Annotated in this window: 21 protein-coding genes; 4 read left to right on the forward strand and 17 right to left on the reverse strand. The window is 58.7% G+C overall.

Annotated features, from left to right (window positions below; genetic code table 11):
• The 5 genes from astB to BIS10_RS10035 all read right to left on the reverse strand — a co-directional run.
• The coding region (astB, locus tag BIS10_RS10015; protein ID WP_253504904.1) for an N-succinylarginine dihydrolase at positions 1-1,191 on the reverse strand (1,191 nt) is incomplete at its 3' end.
• Positions 1,188-2,660 carry a succinylglutamate-semialdehyde dehydrogenase gene (gene astD / locus BIS10_RS10020; RefSeq protein WP_253504934.1) on the reverse strand — a complete coding sequence of 491 codons (1,473 nt, stop codon included), beginning with the start codon at positions 2,658-2,660 and terminating at the stop codon, positions 1,188-1,190. The genes astB and astD, both read right to left, overlap by 4 nt.
• A gap of 81 nt (positions 2,661-2,741) precedes the next feature.
• Positions 2,742-3,773, reverse strand: coding sequence for an arginine N-succinyltransferase (gene astA, locus BIS10_RS10025; protein WP_083024839.1), 1,032 nt, complete (start codon positions 3,771-3,773; stop codon positions 2,742-2,744).
• On the reverse strand, positions 3,773-4,837 hold the full coding sequence (locus tag BIS10_RS10030) for an arginine N-succinyltransferase (protein ID WP_253504907.1): 1,065 nt from the start codon (positions 4,835-4,837) through the stop codon (positions 3,773-3,775). The genes astA and BIS10_RS10030 overlap by 1 nt, the downstream gene beginning before the upstream one ends.
• Positions 4,838-4,872: 35 nt before the next feature.
• A complete protein-coding gene (locus tag BIS10_RS10035) occupies positions 4,873-6,087 on the reverse strand; it encodes an aspartate aminotransferase family protein (RefSeq protein WP_253504910.1) in 1,215 nt (404 codons plus the stop codon).
• Between the two features lie 229 nt (positions 6,088-6,316).
• Here BIS10_RS10035 and BIS10_RS10040 point away from each other — a divergent pair, with 229 nt between their 5' ends.
• A complete protein-coding gene (locus BIS10_RS10040; protein ID WP_083024836.1) occupies positions 6,317-7,111 on the forward strand; it encodes an SDR family NAD(P)-dependent oxidoreductase in 795 nt (264 codons plus the stop codon).
• 4 nt (positions 7,112-7,115) lie between these two features.
• Here BIS10_RS10040 and BIS10_RS10045 read toward each other — a convergent pair whose 3' ends face one another.
• The 4 genes from BIS10_RS10045 to fabV form a co-directional block, all read right to left on the reverse strand.
• The gene (locus tag BIS10_RS10045) at positions 7,116-8,090 is read right to left on the reverse strand and encodes a GlxA family transcriptional regulator (RefSeq protein ID WP_253504913.1); all 975 of its coding nucleotides are present in this window, start codon (positions 8,088-8,090) and stop codon (positions 7,116-7,118) included.
• A 155-nt stretch (positions 8,091-8,245) separates the two neighbouring features.
• On the reverse strand, positions 8,246-9,088 hold the full coding sequence (locus BIS10_RS10050; protein ID WP_083024835.1) for a PRC-barrel domain-containing protein: 843 nt from the start codon (positions 9,086-9,088) through the stop codon (positions 8,246-8,248).
• Positions 9,089-9,356: 268 nt separating this feature from the next.
• Positions 9,357-9,572 (reverse strand): hypothetical protein, encoded by a 216-nt coding sequence (locus tag BIS10_RS10055; RefSeq protein ID WP_083024833.1) that lies wholly within the window; start codon positions 9,570-9,572, stop codon positions 9,357-9,359.
• Between the two features lie 69 nt (positions 9,573-9,641).
• Positions 9,642-10,847, reverse strand: coding sequence for an enoyl-ACP reductase FabV (fabV, locus tag BIS10_RS10060; RefSeq protein ID WP_083024832.1), 1,206 nt, complete (start codon positions 10,845-10,847; stop codon positions 9,642-9,644).
• A gap of 160 nt (positions 10,848-11,007) precedes the next feature.
• Here fabV and BIS10_RS10065 point away from each other — a divergent pair, with 160 nt between their 5' ends.
• Positions 11,008-11,391, forward strand: a complete 384-nt coding sequence (locus tag BIS10_RS10065; protein WP_044629259.1) for a hypothetical protein — start codon at positions 11,008-11,010, stop codon at positions 11,389-11,391.
• A gap of 12 nt (positions 11,392-11,403) precedes the next feature.
• Here BIS10_RS10065 and BIS10_RS10070 read toward each other — a convergent pair whose 3' ends face one another.
• The gene (locus tag BIS10_RS10070) at positions 11,404-11,889 is read right to left on the reverse strand and encodes a glutathione peroxidase (protein WP_083024926.1); all 486 of its coding nucleotides are present in this window, start codon (positions 11,887-11,889) and stop codon (positions 11,404-11,406) included.
• A gap of 75 nt (positions 11,890-11,964) precedes the next feature.
• On the reverse strand, positions 11,965-12,582 hold the full coding sequence (locus tag BIS10_RS10075; RefSeq protein WP_253504916.1) for a LysE family translocator: 618 nt from the start codon (positions 12,580-12,582) through the stop codon (positions 11,965-11,967).
• Between the two features lie 233 nt (positions 12,583-12,815).
• Between BIS10_RS10075 and BIS10_RS10080 the strand changes: the two genes are divergently transcribed.
• Positions 12,816-13,547 carry a YebC/PmpR family DNA-binding transcriptional regulator gene (locus BIS10_RS10080; protein ID WP_083024829.1) on the forward strand — a complete coding sequence of 244 codons (732 nt, stop codon included), beginning with the start codon at positions 12,816-12,818 and terminating at the stop codon, positions 13,545-13,547.
• A gap of 4 nt (positions 13,548-13,551) precedes the next feature.
• Here BIS10_RS10080 and BIS10_RS10085 read toward each other — a convergent pair whose 3' ends face one another.
• From BIS10_RS10085 to BIS10_RS10095, 3 genes are read right to left on the reverse strand one after another with little or no spacing between them, the layout of a single operon-like run.
• Positions 13,552-14,310: a DUF429 domain-containing protein gene (locus BIS10_RS10085; RefSeq protein ID WP_253504920.1), complete on the reverse strand. Its 759-nt coding sequence runs from the start codon at positions 14,308-14,310 to the stop codon at positions 13,552-13,554.
• On the reverse strand, positions 14,310-15,137 hold the full coding sequence (locus BIS10_RS10090; protein ID WP_253504923.1) for a mechanosensitive ion channel family protein: 828 nt from the start codon (positions 15,135-15,137) through the stop codon (positions 14,310-14,312). The genes BIS10_RS10085 and BIS10_RS10090 overlap by 1 nt, the downstream gene beginning before the upstream one ends.
• A gap of 8 nt (positions 15,138-15,145) precedes the next feature.
• A complete protein-coding gene (locus BIS10_RS10095) occupies positions 15,146-16,345 on the reverse strand; it encodes a hypothetical protein (RefSeq protein WP_253504926.1) in 1,200 nt (399 codons plus the stop codon).
• A 138-nt stretch (positions 16,346-16,483) separates the two neighbouring features.
• Here BIS10_RS10095 and BIS10_RS10100 point away from each other — a divergent pair, with 138 nt between their 5' ends.
• On the forward strand, positions 16,484-16,750 hold the full coding sequence (locus BIS10_RS10100) for a hypothetical protein (RefSeq protein ID WP_083024823.1): 267 nt from the start codon (positions 16,484-16,486) through the stop codon (positions 16,748-16,750).
• 73 nt (positions 16,751-16,823) lie between these two features.
• Here BIS10_RS10100 and BIS10_RS10105 read toward each other — a convergent pair whose 3' ends face one another.
• The 3 genes from BIS10_RS10105 to BIS10_RS10115 form a co-directional block, all read right to left on the reverse strand.
• Entirely contained in the window at positions 16,824-17,831 is a 1,008-nt protein-coding gene (locus BIS10_RS10105; protein WP_253504929.1) for an NAD(P)-dependent alcohol dehydrogenase, read from the reverse strand.
• A gap of 45 nt (positions 17,832-17,876) precedes the next feature.
• Complete coding sequence (locus BIS10_RS10110) at positions 17,877-19,769, reverse strand: ABC transporter ATP-binding protein (RefSeq protein ID WP_301282020.1); 1,893 nt, start codon at positions 19,767-19,769, stop codon at positions 17,877-17,879.
• A gap of 67 nt (positions 19,770-19,836) precedes the next feature.
• On the reverse strand, positions 19,837-20,587 hold a 751-nt coding region (locus BIS10_RS10115), incomplete at its 5' end, for an AbrB family transcriptional regulator (RefSeq protein ID WP_253504931.1).

Here is a 20,587-nt window from a genome sequence, read left to right on the forward strand (position 1 = left end):
GTTGAGCAGTACGCGGCCGGTAAGCGCAGCGCGCTCGGCTTCCGTTAGCACCACGCGCAGGCGCAGGCAGGCGGGGCCGCCGCCATTGCGCATGCTTTGCTTCACGTCTTTAACGATCACTTCGCCAATAGGGTTATTGCCCGCCAGGATGAAGTTTTGAATCGTGTTCCAAACGGCTTCCCGCTCTTGGCACTCGCTGGGCACCACCAGGGTCATGGTGCCATCCGTGTTGGAGAGTAGTTGGGAGTTGAACAGGTACGATGCCACCGCGTCTTCCATGCTCACCGCTTCCACCGGCACCCGAACGGGAATCAGCGGCGTGCTCATCTTGGCGCGCAGCTCGTCCAGCGTGCGCTCTTCATCGAGAAACGCCATTTCGTGGTAGAGCAGCACTGGGCCGTTACCCACGGCAATCACATCATTGTGGAACACCCCGGCATCGATGGCCTCCGGGTGCTGCTGGGCGAAGACGGTTTGCGCCTCGCTCAGCCCGTGCTGGCGGGCCACCGCTTGGCTGGCTTCCAGGGTTTGGCGGGCGGGGTAGCGCTTGGGTTCGCGCTCACTGCTACGCGCGTCACCAAACGCTTGACGGCCGTAAACGAAGAGATGAACGCCAGGCTCACCGTATTCGCCGCACAGACGGGTATGGTTGGCCGCCCCTTCATCGGAAAACGCGGGCGTAGCGGGCAGCACCGGGTGATGAGCAAAACGCTGCTCATCGCGGAAAATCGCCTGTAGCACGCGGCCAGTGGTTTTCGGCTCCAGGTAACGGTGGAAGCTGGATTGCAGGTTGGCGGGGGTAAAGTGCACCCGACCATCCGGCGCATCGACGCTGGGGGTAATTGTGCCTGCGTTAGCCGTCCACATGCTGGAGGCTGAACATACCGCCCGCAGCAGCTGCGGCGCTTGCTTCGCGGCTTGAGCGAGGATCTCGCTGTTGCTGCCGCTAAAGCCTAACGCTCGCAGTGCGCCCAAATCCGGGCGCTGCTGGGGAGGCAGCACGCCCTGGGCATAGCCTGCGTCCATCAGCGACTTCATTTTGGCCAGCCCCTGCAGCGCCCCCTCTTTGGGGTTGGAGACCAAGCCGCCGTGACTCATGGAGGCCACGTTGCCGTGGGCAAGCCCCGAGTAGTTGTGGGTAAGCCCTACCAAGCCATCGAAGTTGACTTCGTGAATGCTGTTGACGCTCATAAATTGACTCCCGGCGGCAGGGTTTCGGGCATTTCCAGGCTTTCGGCTTCCATGGAAGCGACCGGGTAGGCGCAGTAATCCGCCGCGTAGTAGGCGCTGGGGCGGTGGTTGCCGCTGTCGCCTACGCCGCCGAAGGGCGCATCGCCAGAGGCTCCTGTGGTCTGGCGGTTCCAGTTCACAATGCCTGCGCGAATACGCAGCAGGAAGTCGTCCCAATCCGCCTGCTCGCCACCGATCAACCCGGCAGACAGGCCGTAACGGGTGTCGTTGGCAAGGGCCAGCGCCTCATCCCAATCCGCGTAGCGGTGTATTTTCAGCAGCGGGCCGAAATGCTCCTCGTCGGGCACGTCCAGGCCCGTCACGTCGATCAGCGCAGGGCTGAGCAGGCTGGTGTTCTCTTTGAGGCGCTGCATACGGTTAATAACCGTACCGCCCATGGCTTCCAGTTCATCCTGGGCGTTGAGGAGGCCATCGGCTGCAGCAACGCTTACCAAGCCGCCATAGAACGGCGCAGGCTCCTCGTCGAACTGCCCCGCCACGTGCAGCTTGGCGATAGCATCAGAAAGCGCATCGATGAGACGGTCGCCCACCTCGCCTTGAGGCACCATCAAGCGGCGGGCGCAGGTGCAGCGCTGGCCGCCGGAGAGAAACGCCGACTGTAGAATCGTCAGTACCGCCGCACGCTCGTCATCCACGTCCTTCACCACCAGCGGGTTATTGCCGCCTAATTCCAGCGCGAGGATTTTATCCAGCTGCCCGGCGAACTGCTGCTGCAGCATTCCACCCACTTTGGCGCTGCCGGTAAACAGCAGGCCATCGATACCGGGATGGGCGGAGAGCGCCTGCCCGACCGGGACACCGCCCTGCACGAGGTTGATCACTCCGGCAGGCAATCCGGCTTCTAACCAGCACTGCAGGGTGAAATCCGCAGTGAGCGGGGTTTGGTCACTGGGCTTGAACACCACGGTGTTCCCCGCCAACAGGGCAGGCACCATATGGCCGTTGGGCAGGTGGCCGGGGAAGTTATAGGGGCCAAACACCGCCATGACGCCGTGGGGGCGGTGGCGCAGTACCGCTTTGGCGCTGCCCACTTCTTTTTCGCGCTCCCCAGTGCGCTCGTGGTACGCCTTGATGGAGAGCGCGACCTTACCAATCATCGCGCCTGCTTCGGTGCGTGCTTCCCACAATGGCTTGCCGGTTTCCGAGGCGATGGCAATGGCCAAGTCTTCGCGACGTGCGGTCAATACGTCTACAAAGCGCTCGACCAGCGCCTGACGCTCAGCAAAGGGCGTGCGCGCCCAGGCAGGAAACGCCGCACGGGCTGCTTCCACCGCCGTGCTTACCTGACGGCTAGAGGCAGCCGCCCCTTGCCATAGCAGCGTTCCCGCAACGGGGTCGTGCTTGGTAAAGGGCTCGGCGTCGCCGACGACCCAGGCGCCGTTGATCAGTTGCTGCTGCTGGGCGTGCATGTTCTGGGGGTGCATCGTGCTCTCCTTCACTGAGTTTTTGTCGTCTTGGCGCGGGTCGAGGGGGCGCTTAGATTGCCAATATTAGGTTTCCAGCAGGCGAACGGCGTCGCCGGTGGAAACGCCTAGCCGCTCGGCCTCGTCGGGGGTGAGCACAATCGTGCTGCTATCTGCCGGGCCGCGGCCGATCCAGCTCGCGGTAAAGTTCAGCATCTGGGTAGATGCCGCCAGCCAGCGGCTAACGCTCTCTTGTGGCGCGTTAGAGGAGACTTCCACCTGATAAAGCTGCGAGTTGCGAATCGCCCGCACGTCATCGATGTAGGCCTCCACCGTGGGGCCACCATCGAAGATGTCGATGTAGCCTTCCCAGCGCAGCCCCTCTTTTTTGAGCATCTCCAGCGCTGGCCGGGTGTGCCGGTGCACCTGCCCGATACAAGCCCGCGCCTCTTCCGACATGAAGGTGGTGTAGATCGGGAACTTGGGCATCAGCTCGCCGATGAAGCTCTTCTGGCCCAGGCCGGTCAAGCGGTCGGCTTCGTTGAAATCCATGGGGAAGAAGTGTTTCCCCAGGCTTTCCCAGAAGGGGCTAACGTTGTTGTCATCGAACACGCCGCGCATCTCGGCCAGCACTTTCTGCGGAAAGCGGTCGCGGAACTGGGCAATGAACAGCCAGCGCGCTTTGGAAAGCAGCGCCCCGTTACGCAGGTGCTTGTTGGCCTCGCCGCGATACTCCGGACGCAGAAACAGCGAACACACTTCGGCATCGCCGGTGTGGTCGGAGCTTAAGAACAGCGTGTCGATGGTGCGATGCAGATCGAGCTGTACCGACGAGTGCGCCAGCGTGCCAAGCCGGTAGTTGTAGAACGGCACTTCACGCCCTACCTGGCCTTCGATGGCGCAGCAGCCTGCTAGCTCGCCGTTGGTTTCATCTTCCAGCACGAAGAAGTAGAGACGGTCATCCACCGGCGTACGCTCTTCGAACGCGCGGGCGGCGGACTCGATCTTACCGGCCAAAAACTCGCGGTTATCCGGCAGCGAGGTAAAGCCAACACCGGCCTGCTGCGCAAGCGCCTGGAGCCCATCCAGATCATTACGGGCAATGGGTCGAATGCGCATTACATCTCTCCTTCATCAAGCGCATCGATGGCGCTTGGCAGGGTTAACGGTGCCGCCAGCACCGCCCGCCCCTCTTCTACACCCAAACGCTCCGCGTGCTGCGGGGAGAGCATCAGCTGCCCCGTGGGCGAGAGCGCATAGCGCGCAACGATGCAGCGGAAATCGCTCAGCGTTTGATTGGCGATCATCGCCGGTTCGGCATCCGGCAGCGCGTGCTCGGGGCGTATCCGAACCGGGTGCCAGGCCGCGCGGCGGAACGTTTCTAAGCGTTCGCGCTCGGCTTTGACGATGGGGCCCGCGTCGAAAATATCCACATGCCGGGAGCGCACGAAGCCTTCAGCCAACATTTCCGCCAGCGCCTCTTCATGGGCCGGGTGCTCGCGGCCAATCGCAGCGCGGGCCTGGGGCGTGAGTAGCGGTAAGTAGAGCGGAAACTGCGGCATCACTTCAGCAATAAAGCTCTTCGAACGCACGCCCGCCATGTGGTTCATCTCTTGGAAGCTGCGGGCAAAGAAGTGGCGGCCCACACTCTCCCAAAAGGGGGATTCATTCTGGCTATCCAAATAGCCGGGAAAGGCCACCGCCAAAATCCGCGAGAAGCGCTCCGGGTATTGGGCGATGAACATCAGCCGCGCCCGGCGCAGCAGGCTCTCTGCGCTGGTGCCTTTGTAGCGTGGGTTGAGCGACAGCGCACAAAGTAGCGTGGCATCCGAGGCCTCATGAGAAAGCGCCAGCGTTTGCACTTCACGGCGAACGTTAAGCTGCTGAGAGGCGTGAATCAGCGTCTCTTGGCGGTAGGTGTAGTAAGCCTCGGCGGCACCCGCCTGGGCACGGATGGTGGCCGTGCCCAGCACGTCGTTGCGGCTATCGTCCGCCAGTACGAACATATAGTGCTCGTTACCGGGAAACTCGATCTCGCTGGCGAATGCTTCCTGGGAGCGCAGGATGCGCTCCTCAAGGCGTTCACGATTGGCAGGCAGGTTGGTAAGCCGTGGCACCGCATGTTCTGCCAGTTGCTCTAAGGCGGAAAGGTCAGCCAGGGTGACCGGTCGGATTACCAACATGTTTAACGCCCCCTCTTGTGTGACTTGCGCTCTACTCATGCGCTGGCAACAAGTCGCTCGATGGCACGTTCAAGGCGCGCCATGCCTTCAGCAATGTCTTCCTCGGGAATCACCAATGACGGCGCCATACGCAGCACGTTGGGGCCAGCAATGAGCGCCATCACGCCCTCTTCAATCGCCAACGGCAAAATATCTTTGGCGCGGCCTTCGAAGGCGTCCGACATCTGGGCCCCCATCAACATGCCCATACCACGGATCTCTTTGAAAACGCCGTGCTTGCGGTTGATGGTTTCCAGGTGCTCGCGGAACAGATCGTGGCGATGTTTGACACCTTGCAGTACCTCCGGCGTATCGATGAACTCGACCGCCGCCAGCGCTACCGCAGAGGCCAATGCGTTACCGCCGTAGGTGGAGCCGTGGGTGCCGATGGCTAGCGATGTGGCGATGGCGTCGGTGGTCAGCATAGCACCAACGGGGAAACCGCCGCCCAGCGATTTGGCGCTGGTGAGAATATCCGGGGTAATGCCGAAGTTTTTATAGGCATACAGCTCGCCGCTGCGTCCAACGCCGGTTTGCACTTCATCGAAAATCAGCAGCGCGTTGTGCTGGTCACACAGGTCGCGCAGGCCCTGCAGGAACTCTTGGGTCGCGGGGACGATGCCGCCCTCACCCTGCATCGGTTCGACCATAATGGCGCAGGTGTCGTCGCCCACGAACTTGCGAACGCTCTCCAGGTCGTTGAAGTCGGCGTGGAGAATACCGCCCGGCACCGGGCCAAAGCCCTGGGAGTACTTGGGCTGGCCGCCTACGCTGACGGTAAAGAAGGTGCGGCCGTGGAACGACTGGTAGAACGAAATGATTTTGTCTTTATGCTCGCCGTAGTGGTCGACCGCCCAGCGGCGTGCCAGCTTCAGCGCAGCTTCGTTGGCTTCACCGCCGGAGGAGCATAAAAAGACCTTATCGGCGAAGGTGCGCTCGGTAAGGGTTTTGGCCAGTTTGAGCGCCGGTTCGTTGGTGAATACGTTGGAGAGATGCCAAAGCTTTTCGCCCTGCTCTTTCAGCGCATTGACCAGCACCGGATGGCAGTGACCCAGGGAGTTCACCGCAATACCGCCAGCGAAATCGATGTACTCGCGGCCTTCTTGGTCCCACAAGCGGCTGCCTTCACCACGTACCGGAATAATCTGCTGCGGCGCGTAGTTAGGCGTCATGTAGTGGTCGAAGTCTTGACGGTTCGGGGTGTGGCTCATGGGACAGTACCTCCAGTGGAGTAAGCGATTGAATCAGTATACGGGGGGCGTAGGACGCCCTGCTTTCAGTATTGGGACGGTAAATTATGAATAGAGACGTGTGCATTTACATCTAAGTACTGGCTCGCATCACCTTGAAGAATGTCTAAAGCGCCCCATTGTCACTAGTAGGGCATTCACTAGTGCCTTGTGGAGCGGCACGGACATTTTTGACCCAAGGAGCTGAACCATGAAGATCGATCTACGCGGCAAGCATGCCATTATCACCGGATCTACCGCCGGTATCGGCTATGCCATCGCAGAAGGACTGGCCAACGCGGGCGCAGAAATAGTCGTTACCGGGCGCACGCAGCAGCGGGTGGATGATGCCATCGCTGCCCTAAAAAAGCGCCTTCCAGAGGCCCGCGCGACCGGGGTAGCCGCCGACCTAGGCACTCCAGAAGGGTGTCAGGCTCTGATTGACCAGCAGCCCGAGACCGACATCCTTATCAACAACGTAGGCATCTTTGGCCCGCAAGACTTCTTCGACGTAGACGACGCCACTTGGCAACAATTCTTCGATGTTAACATCATGAGTGCGGTTCGTTTGTCGCGTCATTACGCCAAGGGCATGCGTGAGCGCGATTGGGGCCGCATCCAGTTCGTGTCCAGCGAATCCGGGATCAACATTCCCAGCGAAATGGTTCACTATGGCATGACAAAGTCTGCGCTACTGTCTATTTCACGAGGATTGGCAAAAGTATTGAGTGGCACCCAAGTCACGGTCAACGCTATTCTTCCAGGACCCACGCGCTCAGAGGGCGTGTTGAACATGCTCAGCGACATCGCTCAGAAAGAGGGTATCTCGCAGCAGGAAATAGAAGCGCGTTTCGTCAAAGAGAACCGTCCGTCGTCGATCATTCAGCGCTTGGCGACGCCCGAAGAAGTCGCCCACATGAGCGTCTATGCAGCCTCGCCACAGGCCAGTGCCACTACCGGTGCCGCGCTTCGCGTAGAGGGCGGCATTGTGGATACGCTGACGTAAAGCGTTATCCGAGCCGTTCCTCTCTCGGCGTCATACCGAAATGGTGGCGATAGGCGGTTGAGAAGTGAGCCCCTGAAGAAAACCCAGTGGCAAAGGCAATATCACCGACGGCCCGGTCACTCTCACGCAGCTGTTTGCGTGCCTCCTGCAAACGCAGGTCGAGGTAGTAGCGGCTGGGCACCGCCTGCAAGTACTTCTTGAATAATCGCTCCAGCTGACGCCGGGAGATCCCCAAATGCTCGGCCAGTTCCAACGTCGAGAGCGGCTCTTCAATATTTGCTTCCATGAGAGTCACCGCATCTACCAAGCTCTGGGGCGCGTGGCCCAAACGGTTACGCAGCGGCACATGCTGGCGTTCATCGGCCAAGCGAATACGGTCGCAGACGAACTGTTCGGAGACCTGCTCGGCTAGGCGCGGGCCGTGATGCTTGCCAATTAGCGTGAGCATCATATCCATAGCGGCGGTGCCGCCCGCGCAGGTCAGGCGGTCGCGATCAATTTCAAACAGCTGTTGGGAGAGCGTCACCTGGGGATAGGCTTGGGCAAACGCATCGAAGCGCTGCCAAGGCAAGGTAGCGCGGTAGCCTTCCAGCAAACCACAGCGAGCGAGCACCTCGGTGCCTCCGGCCAAACCGCCGATAGCAACGCCACGGCCATGATGGCTACGCAGCCACTCATTGAGCTTCGCGGGCAATACGTAGGGTAGCGGCGTAGGCGCACACACCAGCAGTAAATCCAGCGGGCCAAGGGGGGCTCCTAACGCATGCTGCGCGATGAGCGAAAGCTGCGCGCCGCTGCGCACGGGCTCTTCATCTAGGCTGAGGGTCACGGTGTGATACAGCATCTGGCCGCTCAGTTGGTTGGCCATTTGCAGCGGCTCAATAGCGCTGGCGTGAGCCAACAGCGAAAACCCCGGCAGCAGCACAAACGCCACCCGCCTGCGGTTGCTAGGGGGTGGCGTTAACGTACTGGAGTGCATGTGGGTTCGCTGTACTGCCTATTGCGCTGCATGAAAACCGCCGCTGGCTAACTGGGTCATTTGTGGTACCAACATCTTACCCAATTGTGCCACTGAAGGCAGCGCCTGCTGTCGCTATCTCAAAAAAGACGTCGCAGGGCTATAGCGAGTGAGTGTTACCTGTTCTCTTCCGCGTCTGAAAGCGTCGTTTGGTTATCAATAATCTGGTAGTCACTCTCGCGGTATTCGTCGGCGGACGCTTCGATCTCTTCGCTACCGTAGTCGGTGTTGACGACCAACTGGTCTCCTTCGCGCTGCATCTCTTTCACGGGGAGCGCTACATCACTAGCGCCGAAGCCCCAGATGCCGCCAATCGAGACAATCGCAAACAGCTCGCCACTCTCTTGATGACGGGCGATGTGCTGGATTTCACCCACTTCATCACCCTGTTGGTTAGCGACGCTCATGCCTTCCAGGTCCCGTGCGCGCTCCGCCATCAGCGAATTGCCCTGGTCGTTCTGCTGAACGTCTTCCTTTACAACTTGCTGATTCTGCTGCTCTGACTGCTGTTCTTGGTCACGCTCTTCGTTACCCCGGTTAACCTCTACCTCAGCATTGTCGGCCTGCTCAATGGTGACCTCTGGCTCGCCGCGCTGCTCAACGGTGACGTTCGGCTCCGCCTCTTCCACCGTGACTTCTGGCTCAGGCTGCTCAATAGTCACTTCAGGTTTGGGCTGCTCAATAGTGACATCGGGCTGGGACTGCTCCACCGTAATATTGGGCGACTCCTGCTGAACCTGAACATCCGCAGGCGCTTGGTCAACAGTGACATCCATTGTCTCGTTGCCATCTTGGTTTTGGCCATTTTGGAGCTGCTGTTCGGCCACTTCGTTCTGTCGCTGTTGCGACATGTCCCGTGTGGTCGATGCGTCAGTCTGATCATCATTTTGGGCAAAAGCGATGCCTGACAATCCGGCACATACTGTACCAATGGCTACTGCGAGTGCTGTCCGTTTCATACCCTTTCTCCTTTTGCTGAAGTGCACTTTTTCCTGAAGTACACTTTGCAAGCTAGTTAACCACAGCGCTTGAACGCAACGTAAAACGGCAAGAAACAGTAACGTTGTACTTAGGTTAACGGACTTTTAGCAGGAGATAGGTGCAAAAGCTTACAAACATTAAAATCATCACTTGGCGTAGTCATCGCCCAGAATGCAAAAACAGGGGGGCTTAAACGCATACTGCCGGACCATAGGCCCGGCAATGTGTACCGCAAAAGCGCAAGATTTAGCCGCCGCTATTGCCTAGCCCCAGCATCACAATGCCAGCGACGATGATGCCCATAATCACGATGATTAACGGCAGCATTTTATGCAGCCCATTAGCAGGCTTTTTCGCTTCTGGTTGCTGCTGAGGCTGCGAGGTCTCGAAATCTTCGGGTAAGCGCTCGCTCAGCATATGCTCTTTCTCTTCTTCCCGGGTCTTGCTCTCTCTGGTATCCATACAGCACCTCATCCTATCCGGTTAGATGATCAACAGCGCGGCGGCAAGCGTTACCCGTCGCGCGTTGCCCTATAGTGTCACGACATCAAACTCGACTTCCGGGTTCACATCGGCGTCGTAATCAACGTCGTTACGCTCGAAGCCAAACAGCTTCAAAAACTCATGCTTGTAACCAGCATAGTCGGTAATGTCGAATAAGTTCTCGGTGGTGACTTCCGGCCAGAGGTCTTGGCAGGCTTTTTGAACGTCGTCGCGCAGTTCCCAGTCGTCCAAACGCAGGCGACCGTGGTCGTCGGTGACCATTTCGCCAGTCTGGCCGGAGTAAAGACGCTCGCCGAACAGGCGGTTCAGCTGGTCAATGGTGCCTTCGTGCAGGCCCTGCTCTTTCATGATGCGGTAGACCATGGCGATATACAGCGGCATCACGGGGATCGCGGCGCTGGCTTGGGTAACGACGGATTTCAGCACGGCCACGTTGGCACCGCCACCGCTCTCTTTGAGCTTGGCATCGATGGCGGACGCTGCGCGGTCCAGGTCCTCTTTGGCTTTACCCAGGGCACCATGCCAGTAGATCGGCCAGGTAATTTCGGTGCCGATGTAGCTAAACGCTACGCTGCGTGCACCTTTGGCAAGCACGCCTGCGTCATCCAGCGCGCTCATCCACAGTTCCCAATCTTCGCCGCCCATCACGGTGATGGTGTCGTCGATCTCTTGCTGGGTGGCCGGTTCCACTTCGGCTTCGATGATGGCGTCTTTATTGGTATCGATCGCCGTGGCGCGGTAGGTCTCACCAATCGGCTTCAAGCTGGAGCGCTTTAGCTCACCGCTGTCAGGCAGTTTGCGCACGGGAGACGCCAGCGAGTAGACCACGAGATCAATCTCGCCCATGTCCTGCTTGATCAGCTCAATGGCTTTTTCCCGCGCTTCGTGGGAGAACGCATCGCCATTAATGGATTTGCTGTACAGACCTTCCTGCTTGGCAAACTTATCGAACGCGGCGCTGTTGTACCAGCCAGCGGTGCCCGGCTTCTTCTCGGTGCCCGGCTTTTCAAAAAACACCCCCAGAGTGTCGGCGCCGTAACCAAAGGCGGCGGTAATACGCGCCGCTAGGCCGTAACCGCTAGAGGCACCGATCACCAGCACTTTCTTCGGGCCTTGGCTTTTATCCAAACCACGGGCGCGGGTCGCTTCGATCTGCTCGAGAACGTTCTGCTCGCAGCCTTTCGGGTGGGTGGTGGTGCAGATAAAGCCACGCACTTTCGGTTTAATGATCACATTCGACCCCTTCATCAGATGAGTATTGCGTTCGGCACGGCAGTGCCGAGTTATCAATGAGGGTATTCTAGCGGTCTCGGCGCGCCCTGTCCGCTCTTGAGCTTATCCGCCATTCGCGGCAGGATAGCGGCCTGCCCACCACTTGCCGACGGGATCTTTAATGAATGCACAGCAGCTAGTCGATGAGCGGGGCGATTTGTGGCTCGCACTCGCCCCTCTCTGGCTTGACCGCGAACCCAGCGAGCGCGACTACGCCCATATGATTGAGGTGATTGAGCAGCACAAGATGTCGCTCAAAGAGCTTGAGTGGATGCTGCGCTTAGAGCTAGCGCCGGTGATGTCACGCCACCAGCTGTCAGTCGCCAGCGAGTGGCGCAAGTTCGATGACTACAAACTGATGAAGCAGCTGGTGAACCACAATCTGAAACTGAAAGGCTGGCGGCGCAAAAGCTGGGCACTCTTTTCGGGATTGACGACCATGATGGTTCGCCATCGCTGGACCGAGCTAATGCAACGCTTGATGGTCGCGCGCGGGGAGGTTTAGCGGCTGGCTGATTCACTCTTTATCCAGTGCGGCTTCAAGGGCTAAGCGCAGCGTTAACCCATGATCCTTGGGGCCAAAGCGGGCGATGACCTTGCCATCTCGGCCTACCAGAAACTTGGTGAAATTCCACTTTACAGCTTTGGTGCCCAAAAACCCCGGCGCCTCCCGCTTGAGCTGTACAAATAGCGGGTGAGCATCGGAGCCGTTGACTTTCACCTTTTCCAGCAGCGGAAAGCTCACCCCGAACTGCTGCTCGCCAAAGGCGCAGAACGCCTCGGCACTCTCGGGCGACTGGCGCCCAAACTGGTTGCAGGGAAAGCCCAACACCATAAAGCCGCGATCCCGATAGCGCTGATAAAGCCCCTCAAGCTCTTTTAACTGAGGAGTGAAGCCGCACTGGCTGGCCACATTCACCACCAGCAGTACCTGCCCGCGCAGTGCGCGCAGGTTAAAAGGCTCACCCTGGTGGGTATAACAATCCTGCTCGTAAATCGTCATCGCCAGGCCTCTAAATGCCTTTACCAGAATGCGCCTTACCTTGCCATGGCAACGGTAGTGACACCAGCGTGGAAATTAAATGATGGGCCCCGCCACCACACGCAGCGCCAGCGCAATCAACAGTACGCCGGTAATGCGGTTAATCCAGTGGGCGTGGCGCTGCAGCCACGGCAGCACCCGAGAGTGAGAAAGCCCTACGGCCACCAGCACGTACCAGCCACCATCAATAATAATAGCCGTGGCCACGATAATCGCCTTGGCGAGTAGGCTCATCTCGGGGGTGACAAACTGGCTTAATAGCGCCACAAAAAAGATGATCAGCTTAGGGTTGCCCAGTGCCACCAGCACCGCCTCTTTGGCCGCCTGACGCGGTGTGGTGGCCACGGCGCCCGGCGTAAGCGCGCCACCCCGGCCCGCCCGCAACGCTTTTATCCCCAGCCACGCCAGGTAGGCAGCACCAAACCATGTAATCAGCTGAAAAAGCTCGGGAAAGCGTACCATTACAGCGCCCAAGCCCAGCACGGTGAGCAACGCGTAAAACCCTACGCCTAAGGCATGAAAGATCGCGGCGGTCATTCCTGGCACACGGCCACCCCCCAAAGTGTGGCGTAGCACCAATGCTAAGCTTGGCCCAGGCGACATGGCCCCCATCGCACAAATGGCAGCCAGCGAAAGCCAGAGTGTCAGCGGCATTTTCTCCTCCATGGATAGCATCGTTATGAGCTGGCCAGTATACGACAGCGCTTGCCTAAGCTAAGGCCAATTCTTGTGTTGTTGCCTGTAGCATGTCTTTTAACCGTAGGGGAAACCACCCAGGCGCTTAAATAACGCTGTTAGCATGGTACGCTGTTGGGTAAAATTTTCCCCTTTTTGAAAACGATGACGCCTGCCATGCAGGCGGTTCATGGCTAATAAAGGACTTCAATATGGGTAGGGCGTTTCAAAACCGTAAGGAATCCATGGCCAAAACGGCCGCTGCGAAAACCAAGGTTTACAGCAAGTATGGGCGTGAAATTTACGTCTGTGCCAAAGCGGGCGGCACGGACCCCAACGGTAACCTCGCGCTGCGCGGTTTGATGGAGCGTGCCAAGAAAGACCAAGTTCCATCTCACGTTATTGATAAAGCCCTGGATAAAGCCAGCGGCGCAGGCGGCGAAGACTTCTCCCCGGCGCGCTACGAGGGCTTTGGCCCCGGCAACGCCATGGTGATTGTCGACTGCTTGACCGACAACCCCAATCGCACCTTTGGCGATGTACGCGGCTGCTTCACCAAAACCAAGAGCAAGATCGGCACGCCGGGCAGCGTCAGCCACATGTTCGACCACTGCGCAATTTTCTCCTTTAACGGCAGCGATGAAGAAGCCGTACTGGAAGCGCTGATGGAAGCCGACGTGGATGTTACTGACATTGAGCAGGAAGAGGGCCGCATCACGGTGTTTGCCCCGCATACCGACTACGCCAAAGCCAAGCAGGCACTGCTGGATGCCTTCGGCGAAATCGACTTTGAAACGGATGAGATCCAGTTCCTGCCGCAAACCACCACGCCAATTGAAGGCGATGATGTGGCGATGTTTGAAAAATTCCTTGGCATGCTGGAAGAGCTAGACGATGTGCAAAACGTCTTCCACAGCGCGGAGCTGCCGGAAGAGAACGCTTAAACGGCTATTCGCTTAACGCATCCCTCGGTACAAAGATCCACCCTTCGGCCGCTGGCATCTCTGCTGGCGGCCAAGCCACGCTCTCTTTTGCATGCTCCAAGCTCCACGCCAGTAGCGCACAGTGCCAAGCATCGTGAATATCCTGCTGCTTTGGCGTTGGTTGATGGAGCATGGCGTGCAATGTTTCAGGCATGTACACGCGCTGACGCAGCGCCGCAAACCCAGCCGACCGTTTAGCGGGCGACGGATAACCCTCGACCGCACACAGCTCCCCCGCTACCGACTGCCACTGCCCGCAGGCCGTTATATGCGGAGCAAACCGTGCTAGAAAGTGCATGCCTTTGGTGGCTTGGCTGCCAATCATGTCTTTAATCGGCGAAAGCGGCGTGACCCCTCGGGCGAATAGCCAGCGCTCAGTCTCCCGGTATAGATAAGGGTTATCCTGGGAGCGGCCCAATGAATCCACCGCCTCGCCACGGGCAAGTGCCAGAAGCGCCTGAGGAAGCGCTAACGGCGTATCAATCGCCATCGCCACTCGCTCATTGCCACTGGGCACATATTGGCACAGCGCCAGCAGCCGGTTGATCACATCACGGCTAGAGGTAGCGTCATTTAGCGTTACGCGCAGGTTTCCCCGCCACGGCGTGCCTATCACATTGAGCGCGTCATCCAGCAGCACCAGCGCATCGCGGCTGGCAGAGTTGTTGTCGCAGTTCCAGCCACCCACGTCCCATCCGATATAGAGTGTGGTTGGTGTTGTCATCAGCTAGCGGCACCTCGTGCATCTAGGGCGGCATCCGGTGGTAGCAGCGCTGGTTGAATGCCAGCAGTGCTTAGCACTGCTTTGCCGCGCACCGTTAAGTCAGTGATAAACAGAAACTGCTGTCGGGGGTCGACGGGATAAGCACGGATACGGTAATGGGTGCCCCAGGGCTTCTCCTCCGCCACCACGATAATCGGCTCGTCAAACTTTAAGTACGCGCTGGTCAGCGCTACATCCCGCAGCGCCTTACGTACCCAACCGGCTTCATGCTCAGGGTGTAGGTAAAAACTCGCCACGCACTGTAGGCTGGTGCCGCCGTTGTTGGCGTTGTAGATGGCGGTGTCCCACAGCTTTAAATGCGGCACGGCCACCAAGTCATCGTCCGGCGTTTGAACTTTCACCGTGCGCATCCCCACGTGCTTTACCTCACCGTAGGTGCCTTCAATCTTCACCCAATCGCCAGGGCGGTATGGCAGCTCGACGGCAGACACCACCCCGGCAATCAAGCTGCTGACATAATCTTTCAGCGCAAAACCTATGGCTAACCCAATGGCCCCCAGCAGCGTCACCATATTGCGCAGCGACGGCTCGATAATGATCGGTACGGCAATGGCGAGCGCGGCAATCAAAATGATCAGCCTGGTGAGCGGCACCAGGGCAAAGACCCGAAAGCGCACTTGGCCGTGCAGCCGATTCGCCACCCAGTTGAGCCCTCGCTGGCTGACAACAATCAGCAGAATCGTGCTGACCAAGATAATGCCGAGCGTGATCAGCGTTTGGCTATCTATATCGTTAAACAGCTTGGCGTACTGCCCTTGGTCTTCCATCAGTGCTCCTAAAGCGGGTCAACGAGATAGTTACGCGACTCAAGCAACTGCCGCACACTGGCATAGCTAAGCGGAGCCACCTGCCAGCGCCCCTGCTGGCTGCTAAGAATGCCGCGCCGCGCCAGGGCAAAGCGTGCATTTAACGCTTCGTGGTCAGAAAAGGGCAGCACGTGCTTTAAGGCTTGGTCTTCTAGCCCGCCGTGAATCAGCAGGGTATGCAGCAGTAAAGTAGCTAGATCGCCGGTATCTGTGGGTAGTTCGGCTTCAGCCAGCGCGTCCAGTAGCCACAGTTCTTGAGAAGTGTCGCTATCCTCTTTATCGCTACTTTTATCGCTACGTTTATGGCCATTGTTATCACTGCTATCCGAATCTTCTGCTGGCTCACGCAGCCGCTCGCGCCAGTAGTGCCAGGCAATTCCCAGGTGCCCCCGGCAGTGTGCCGTTAGGCGTTGCAGCTCTTTAAAGACCACTTTTTGATCACTGTCGCTGGTGAGAATCGATTTGCCCGTACGTGTACTGTACACCGTCGGGCACTCCCCCGCTGCTTGGGAAAAATAGTGGGCCAACTGTTCACCTTCGAGCCCTTGGAGGGTCAATACCGGCACGCCCTCCAGCCCCACCGCATGCTGTAAGTAGGCGTAGGTCCAGCTGTCGCACCCCATCACGCTCTGCCCCAGGCGCCCACTCAAGGCACGCTCAAGCAACTCACGAACGCCTTGCAAGCCATTGGTATGGCGTAAAAAGTGGTACTCCAAGGCAGGAATTGCCCAGCGCTTTAGCTGGGTAGCGTCTTCTACCCAGGCTAGGCTGCCGTCCACTAGCTCTTTCAGCGTGGGTACGGTGAGGCAAGGAATATCCTGTTGCGCAGCCCATTGGCTCACCACGGTGCTGTGCCCGCCGTAAGGCGGTGAAATAAACAGCACAACCGGCGCATCTTCGTAGTCTTTCAGCGCCTGTTTCAAGCGTTCGGTGGCGGGCATCCAGTCAATGGGGGGCGCAACATGCGCCAGCTTCACTTCAGGCAGCGCGCGCAGTTCACTCTCCTGCTTCGCTTGGCGCTCGGAAGCTTCCTTGCCTATCATCCAGGTGGTGGCCGCTCGCCAGCTACGCCGCCACTGGCTCGCCTGAGTGCGCTCAGGGGTTTGAAAGGTGTCTAATGCCACCACGTTCCATGGCGATAAAGCCGCGTTCGTTGAGCCTTGCGCCATATCCCGCCTCGATTCAGTAAACTAGATTAAGGTTAGCATGCCTTATGCCATACCCCCGGGGCTAGCCGAACTTATCGTCTAAAATAAAGTCGTTATACCCAAGTAACTCACACTTCAAGCGATGCGCAGGAGGCAACGATGAGCGTGGTTAACGTCACTATGGCAGAACTACACGAGAAGCTTGCAAAGTGCATTGCTGGCGAGCGAGTACTCGTTGACCAGGAAGGCAACCGGTTCAGCGGAAGAATTCAGCATGTCGGGGTGATGGGAGTGAAGGTCATTCCCGAAACCGTGATTAAAAACAGTACCGGCGACCCTGGCGATATGGATGGCGTCACTGTGCCTTACGACGACATCTGGGAGCTTGAGGTAAAAGGCGTGGTATTTAGCCGATTAGGAGAGTAGGGCAACATGGTTGATACGCACTACACGCCCGCCTCCCATGCAGACGTGTAGTACGATTGTTAGCGCTTGATTATCAGAAGGTCAGGCAGATTTTACCAAAGTGCTTGCCAGACTCCTGGTAACGAAATGCCTCTGAGATCTCAGTAAGCGCGAACTCACGATCAATAATCGGTTTCAAGTTAGCCGCTTCAATGGCGTTAATCATCTCTACCTGGTGGCGACGGCTACCGACAATCAGCCCCTGCAGCTTGGCCTGTTTCGCCATGAGCTTGGCGGTGGGAATTTCCCCTTCACGCCCGGTGAGAACACCAATCAGTGAGATATGCCCGCCAATCTTCACCGCGTCAATGGATTGCGGCAGCGTACCCGGGCCGCCGATTTCAACCACGTGATCCACGCCTTCACCATTGGTGAGAGCTTTGACCGCTTTGCCCCACTCCGGCGTTTCGCGGTAGTTAATCGTGTGCTCAGCCCCCAGCTCCCGAAGGCGCGCCAACTTCTCGTTGGAGGAAGTGGTAGCAATGACGCGAGCGCCCATCATCTTGGCAAACTGCAGCGCAAAGATAGACACGCCGCCAGTGCCCAGCACTAGCACGGTATCCCCCGCTTTCAGGCCGCCATCGACGACTAACGCGCGCCAAGCAGTTAAACCGGCGGTTGTCAGCGTGGCGGATTCTGCATGGCTGTAGCCTTGCGGCTGGCGAGTAAACCACTCAGCCGGGCGAATCACCTGCTCGCGGGCATAGCCATCGACGCCATCGCCAGGCGTGGTGGTGAAGTCGCCTACGCGCGCCGGGCCTTCCAGCCAGTAAGGGAAGAAAGTCGAGACGACCGCATCGCCCACGGCAAACTCTTCCACACCTTCGCCAACGGATTCCACCACGCCCGCGCCATCCGACATTGGGATGCGCTTATCGTCGGTGGGAATCATCCCCGCCACGACCGCGTAGTCGTGAAAGTTCAGTGAGCTGGCGTGCAGGCGCACTTTAATCTCGCCGGGGCCTGGCTCCCCTGGGGCTGCCACGTCGACAACATTTAATTTATCTAAACCGCCGGGTTGTTGAAGCTCAATCGCTTGCATCACTACCTCCTGTTAATGCGCCCTTACTAGGCGACCGGTCTAGTCTCAAATGGGGGCGTTGTCATCAGGATCAAGGTCGTTGCCCAAAAAGCCGCCCGACTGGCGCTGCCAAAGGCCTGCATAAATGCCGTTTCGGGCGAGCAACTCCTGGTGGGTGCCGCTTTCCACCATGCGCCCTTCATCCACCACAATCAAACGGTCCAGCATGGCGATGGTGGAGAGCCGATGGGCGATGGCAATCACGGTTTTGCCCTCCATCAAGGCATCCAACTGCTCTTGAATCGCCGCTTCGACTTCGGAATCCAACGCCGAGGTGGCTTCATCCAACACCAGAATCGGGGCGTCTTTGAGCAGCACCCGGGCAATGGCAATACGCTGGCGCTGGCCGCCGGAGAGCTTCACGCCCCGCTCACCCACATGAGCATCCAAACCTCGCCGCCCTTTGGGGTCGACTAGGTCGTTGATGAAGGTATCAGCATGGGCGCGGCACACCGCCTGCCAGACATCCGCATCGCTGGCATTCGGGCTGCCGTAGCGGATGTTGTCCCGCAGCGAGCGGTGCAGCAGCGAGGTGTCTTGGGTCACCATGCCGATCTGATGGCGCAGCGAGGTCTGGGTGACCTCAGCAATGTTTTGTCCGTCGATCAAAATGCGCCCGCCCTGCAAGTCGTAAAAGCGCAGCAGCAGGTTCGCCAGGGTCGATTTCCCCGCCCCAGAGCGTCCAATCAGGCCGATCTTTTCACCGGGCTTGATGGTCAGGTTCAGCCCATCAAACACATTTTTGCTCTCCCCTTTTGCCTGGGCATACTGGAAGCGCAGCGTATCGAAGACGATCTCGCCGTTGGGTACGGTCAGCGCTTTGGCGTTGGGCGCGTCTTTCACCGTCGGCTCCTGGGCGATGGTGTTCATGCCATCCTGCACCGTGCCGATGTTTTCAAACAGCCCGGCGACTTCCCATAAAATCCAGTCGGACATAAAGCGGATCCGCATCACCAGGGCAATGGCGATGGCCAGCACGCCCAGGGAGATCGCCTCCATGTACCACGCGGCAATCGCCATGCCTGCCGTGCCAACTAGCAGCAGCGTATTAAGCAGCGTCAAGCAGACGCTCATCACCGTGACCAAACGCATCTGGCGATGCACGGTGACCATAAAGCCCTCCATAGCATCTTTGGCGTAGCGCTCTTCGCGCTGAGTATCGGCAAACAGCTTGATAGTCTGGATATTGCTGTAGCTATCCACCACGCGGCCAGTCATTTGCGCGCGAGCATCCGCCTGGGCCATGGAAACATCCCGCAGGCGCGGTACGAAAAAGCGCATGATGCCCAAATAGCCGATCAGCCAAAGGCCTAGCGGCAGCAGCAGCCATGGATCGGCGCGTCCCAACAGAATGGCCGCCCCGGTAAAATAGACGATGGCGTACACCATCAGATCCATCACTTTCGTGACGGTTTCCCGCACGGCCAGCGCAGTTTGCATCACTTTTTGCGATACCCGCCCGGCAAACTCATCTTGATAGAACGCCAGACTCTGGCTGAGCATATGGCGATGAGAGAGCCAGCGGCCAATCATCGGGTAGTTACCAAAAATGCTCTGGTGGGTGACCAGCGACTGCAGCAGCACCAGTAGCGGCAGGCCCACCACCACTAACAAACCAAGGCCCGCCAACCACAGCCCGTGGTTGGCCCAAAAATCGGCGCGCTCGACGCCGCCCAGCCAATCCACCAAATCTCCCATGTAGCTAAAGAACACCACCTCTGCGGCAGATACCACTGCCGTAATCAGCGACATCACTAGCAGCCACGGCCACACCGGGCGCGAAAAGTGCCAAATGAAGGACAGCAACCCTTTGGGCGGTGTGGTGACCTCACCCTCTGGGTAGGGGTTAACGCGCTCCTCAAAAAAACGGAACAGCGGCGAGAGCAGACGTGACAGCATGAAGAGTCCTTACATGACGCGATAAAAGGGAGTACGGCTTAGGAACGTTAGCGTAATGATCGCGACGTCAGGCGTCAGGATGATGACGCATTAGCCAGCGGGCCCAGAAGGGAGCGACAATCATCAGGGTGACCATCCGCAATAAGTGGTGAAAAGCCACAAACACTGGGTCAATGTTGAGCGCGACGGCGAGAATCGCCATTTCACCAATGCCACCAGGGGCCAGCGCCAAGAGCGCCACATCGCGTCCGACGCCAACGGTTTGGTGGATAAGCTCGGCAAACAGCGCCAGCACCACCAGCGCTAGCAGCGTTGCCACGCCCGATTGCCACAGATAGCGCCCCAACAACCGCCGTGTCATGCCTTGAAAACGCGAGCCAATGGCACTGCCCAGCACCCAGAGCATCAGGTTCATACCCCAGCTTGGCAAGGCGAGGCTAGCAATATCCAGCCCGGAGAGTAGCGCGGTGGCTAACAAGGGAGCGAGCAGCGCGGGGCTTGGCAGGCGCAGCCATTTGCCCAGCGGCAGCAACAGCGGAATAGCAAGCAGCAGCCAGCCATCGGTGAGTGCTGACTCTGCCGGGCCCAGCGTGCCTTCTCCCCCTTCGAATGCCCAGAAAAGCGGCGGTAGAAAGAGGATCACCAGCACGATACGCAGCGACTGGGCAATGGCAATGCGCTGCGGGTCGCCGCCGCATCGTTCACCCAGGAGGATCATCGCGGTCATGGCGCCCGGCGAGGCGCCAAACCAGGCGCTGACAGGGTCGAAGCCGCAGCGGCGGTACCAGGCAGACGCCACGGCGGTTGACGCCGCGACC

This window comes from Halomonas sp. 707B3 (assembly GCF_024158645.1).
GTDB lineage: Bacteria > Pseudomonadota > Gammaproteobacteria > Pseudomonadales > Halomonadaceae > Vreelandella > Vreelandella lionensis.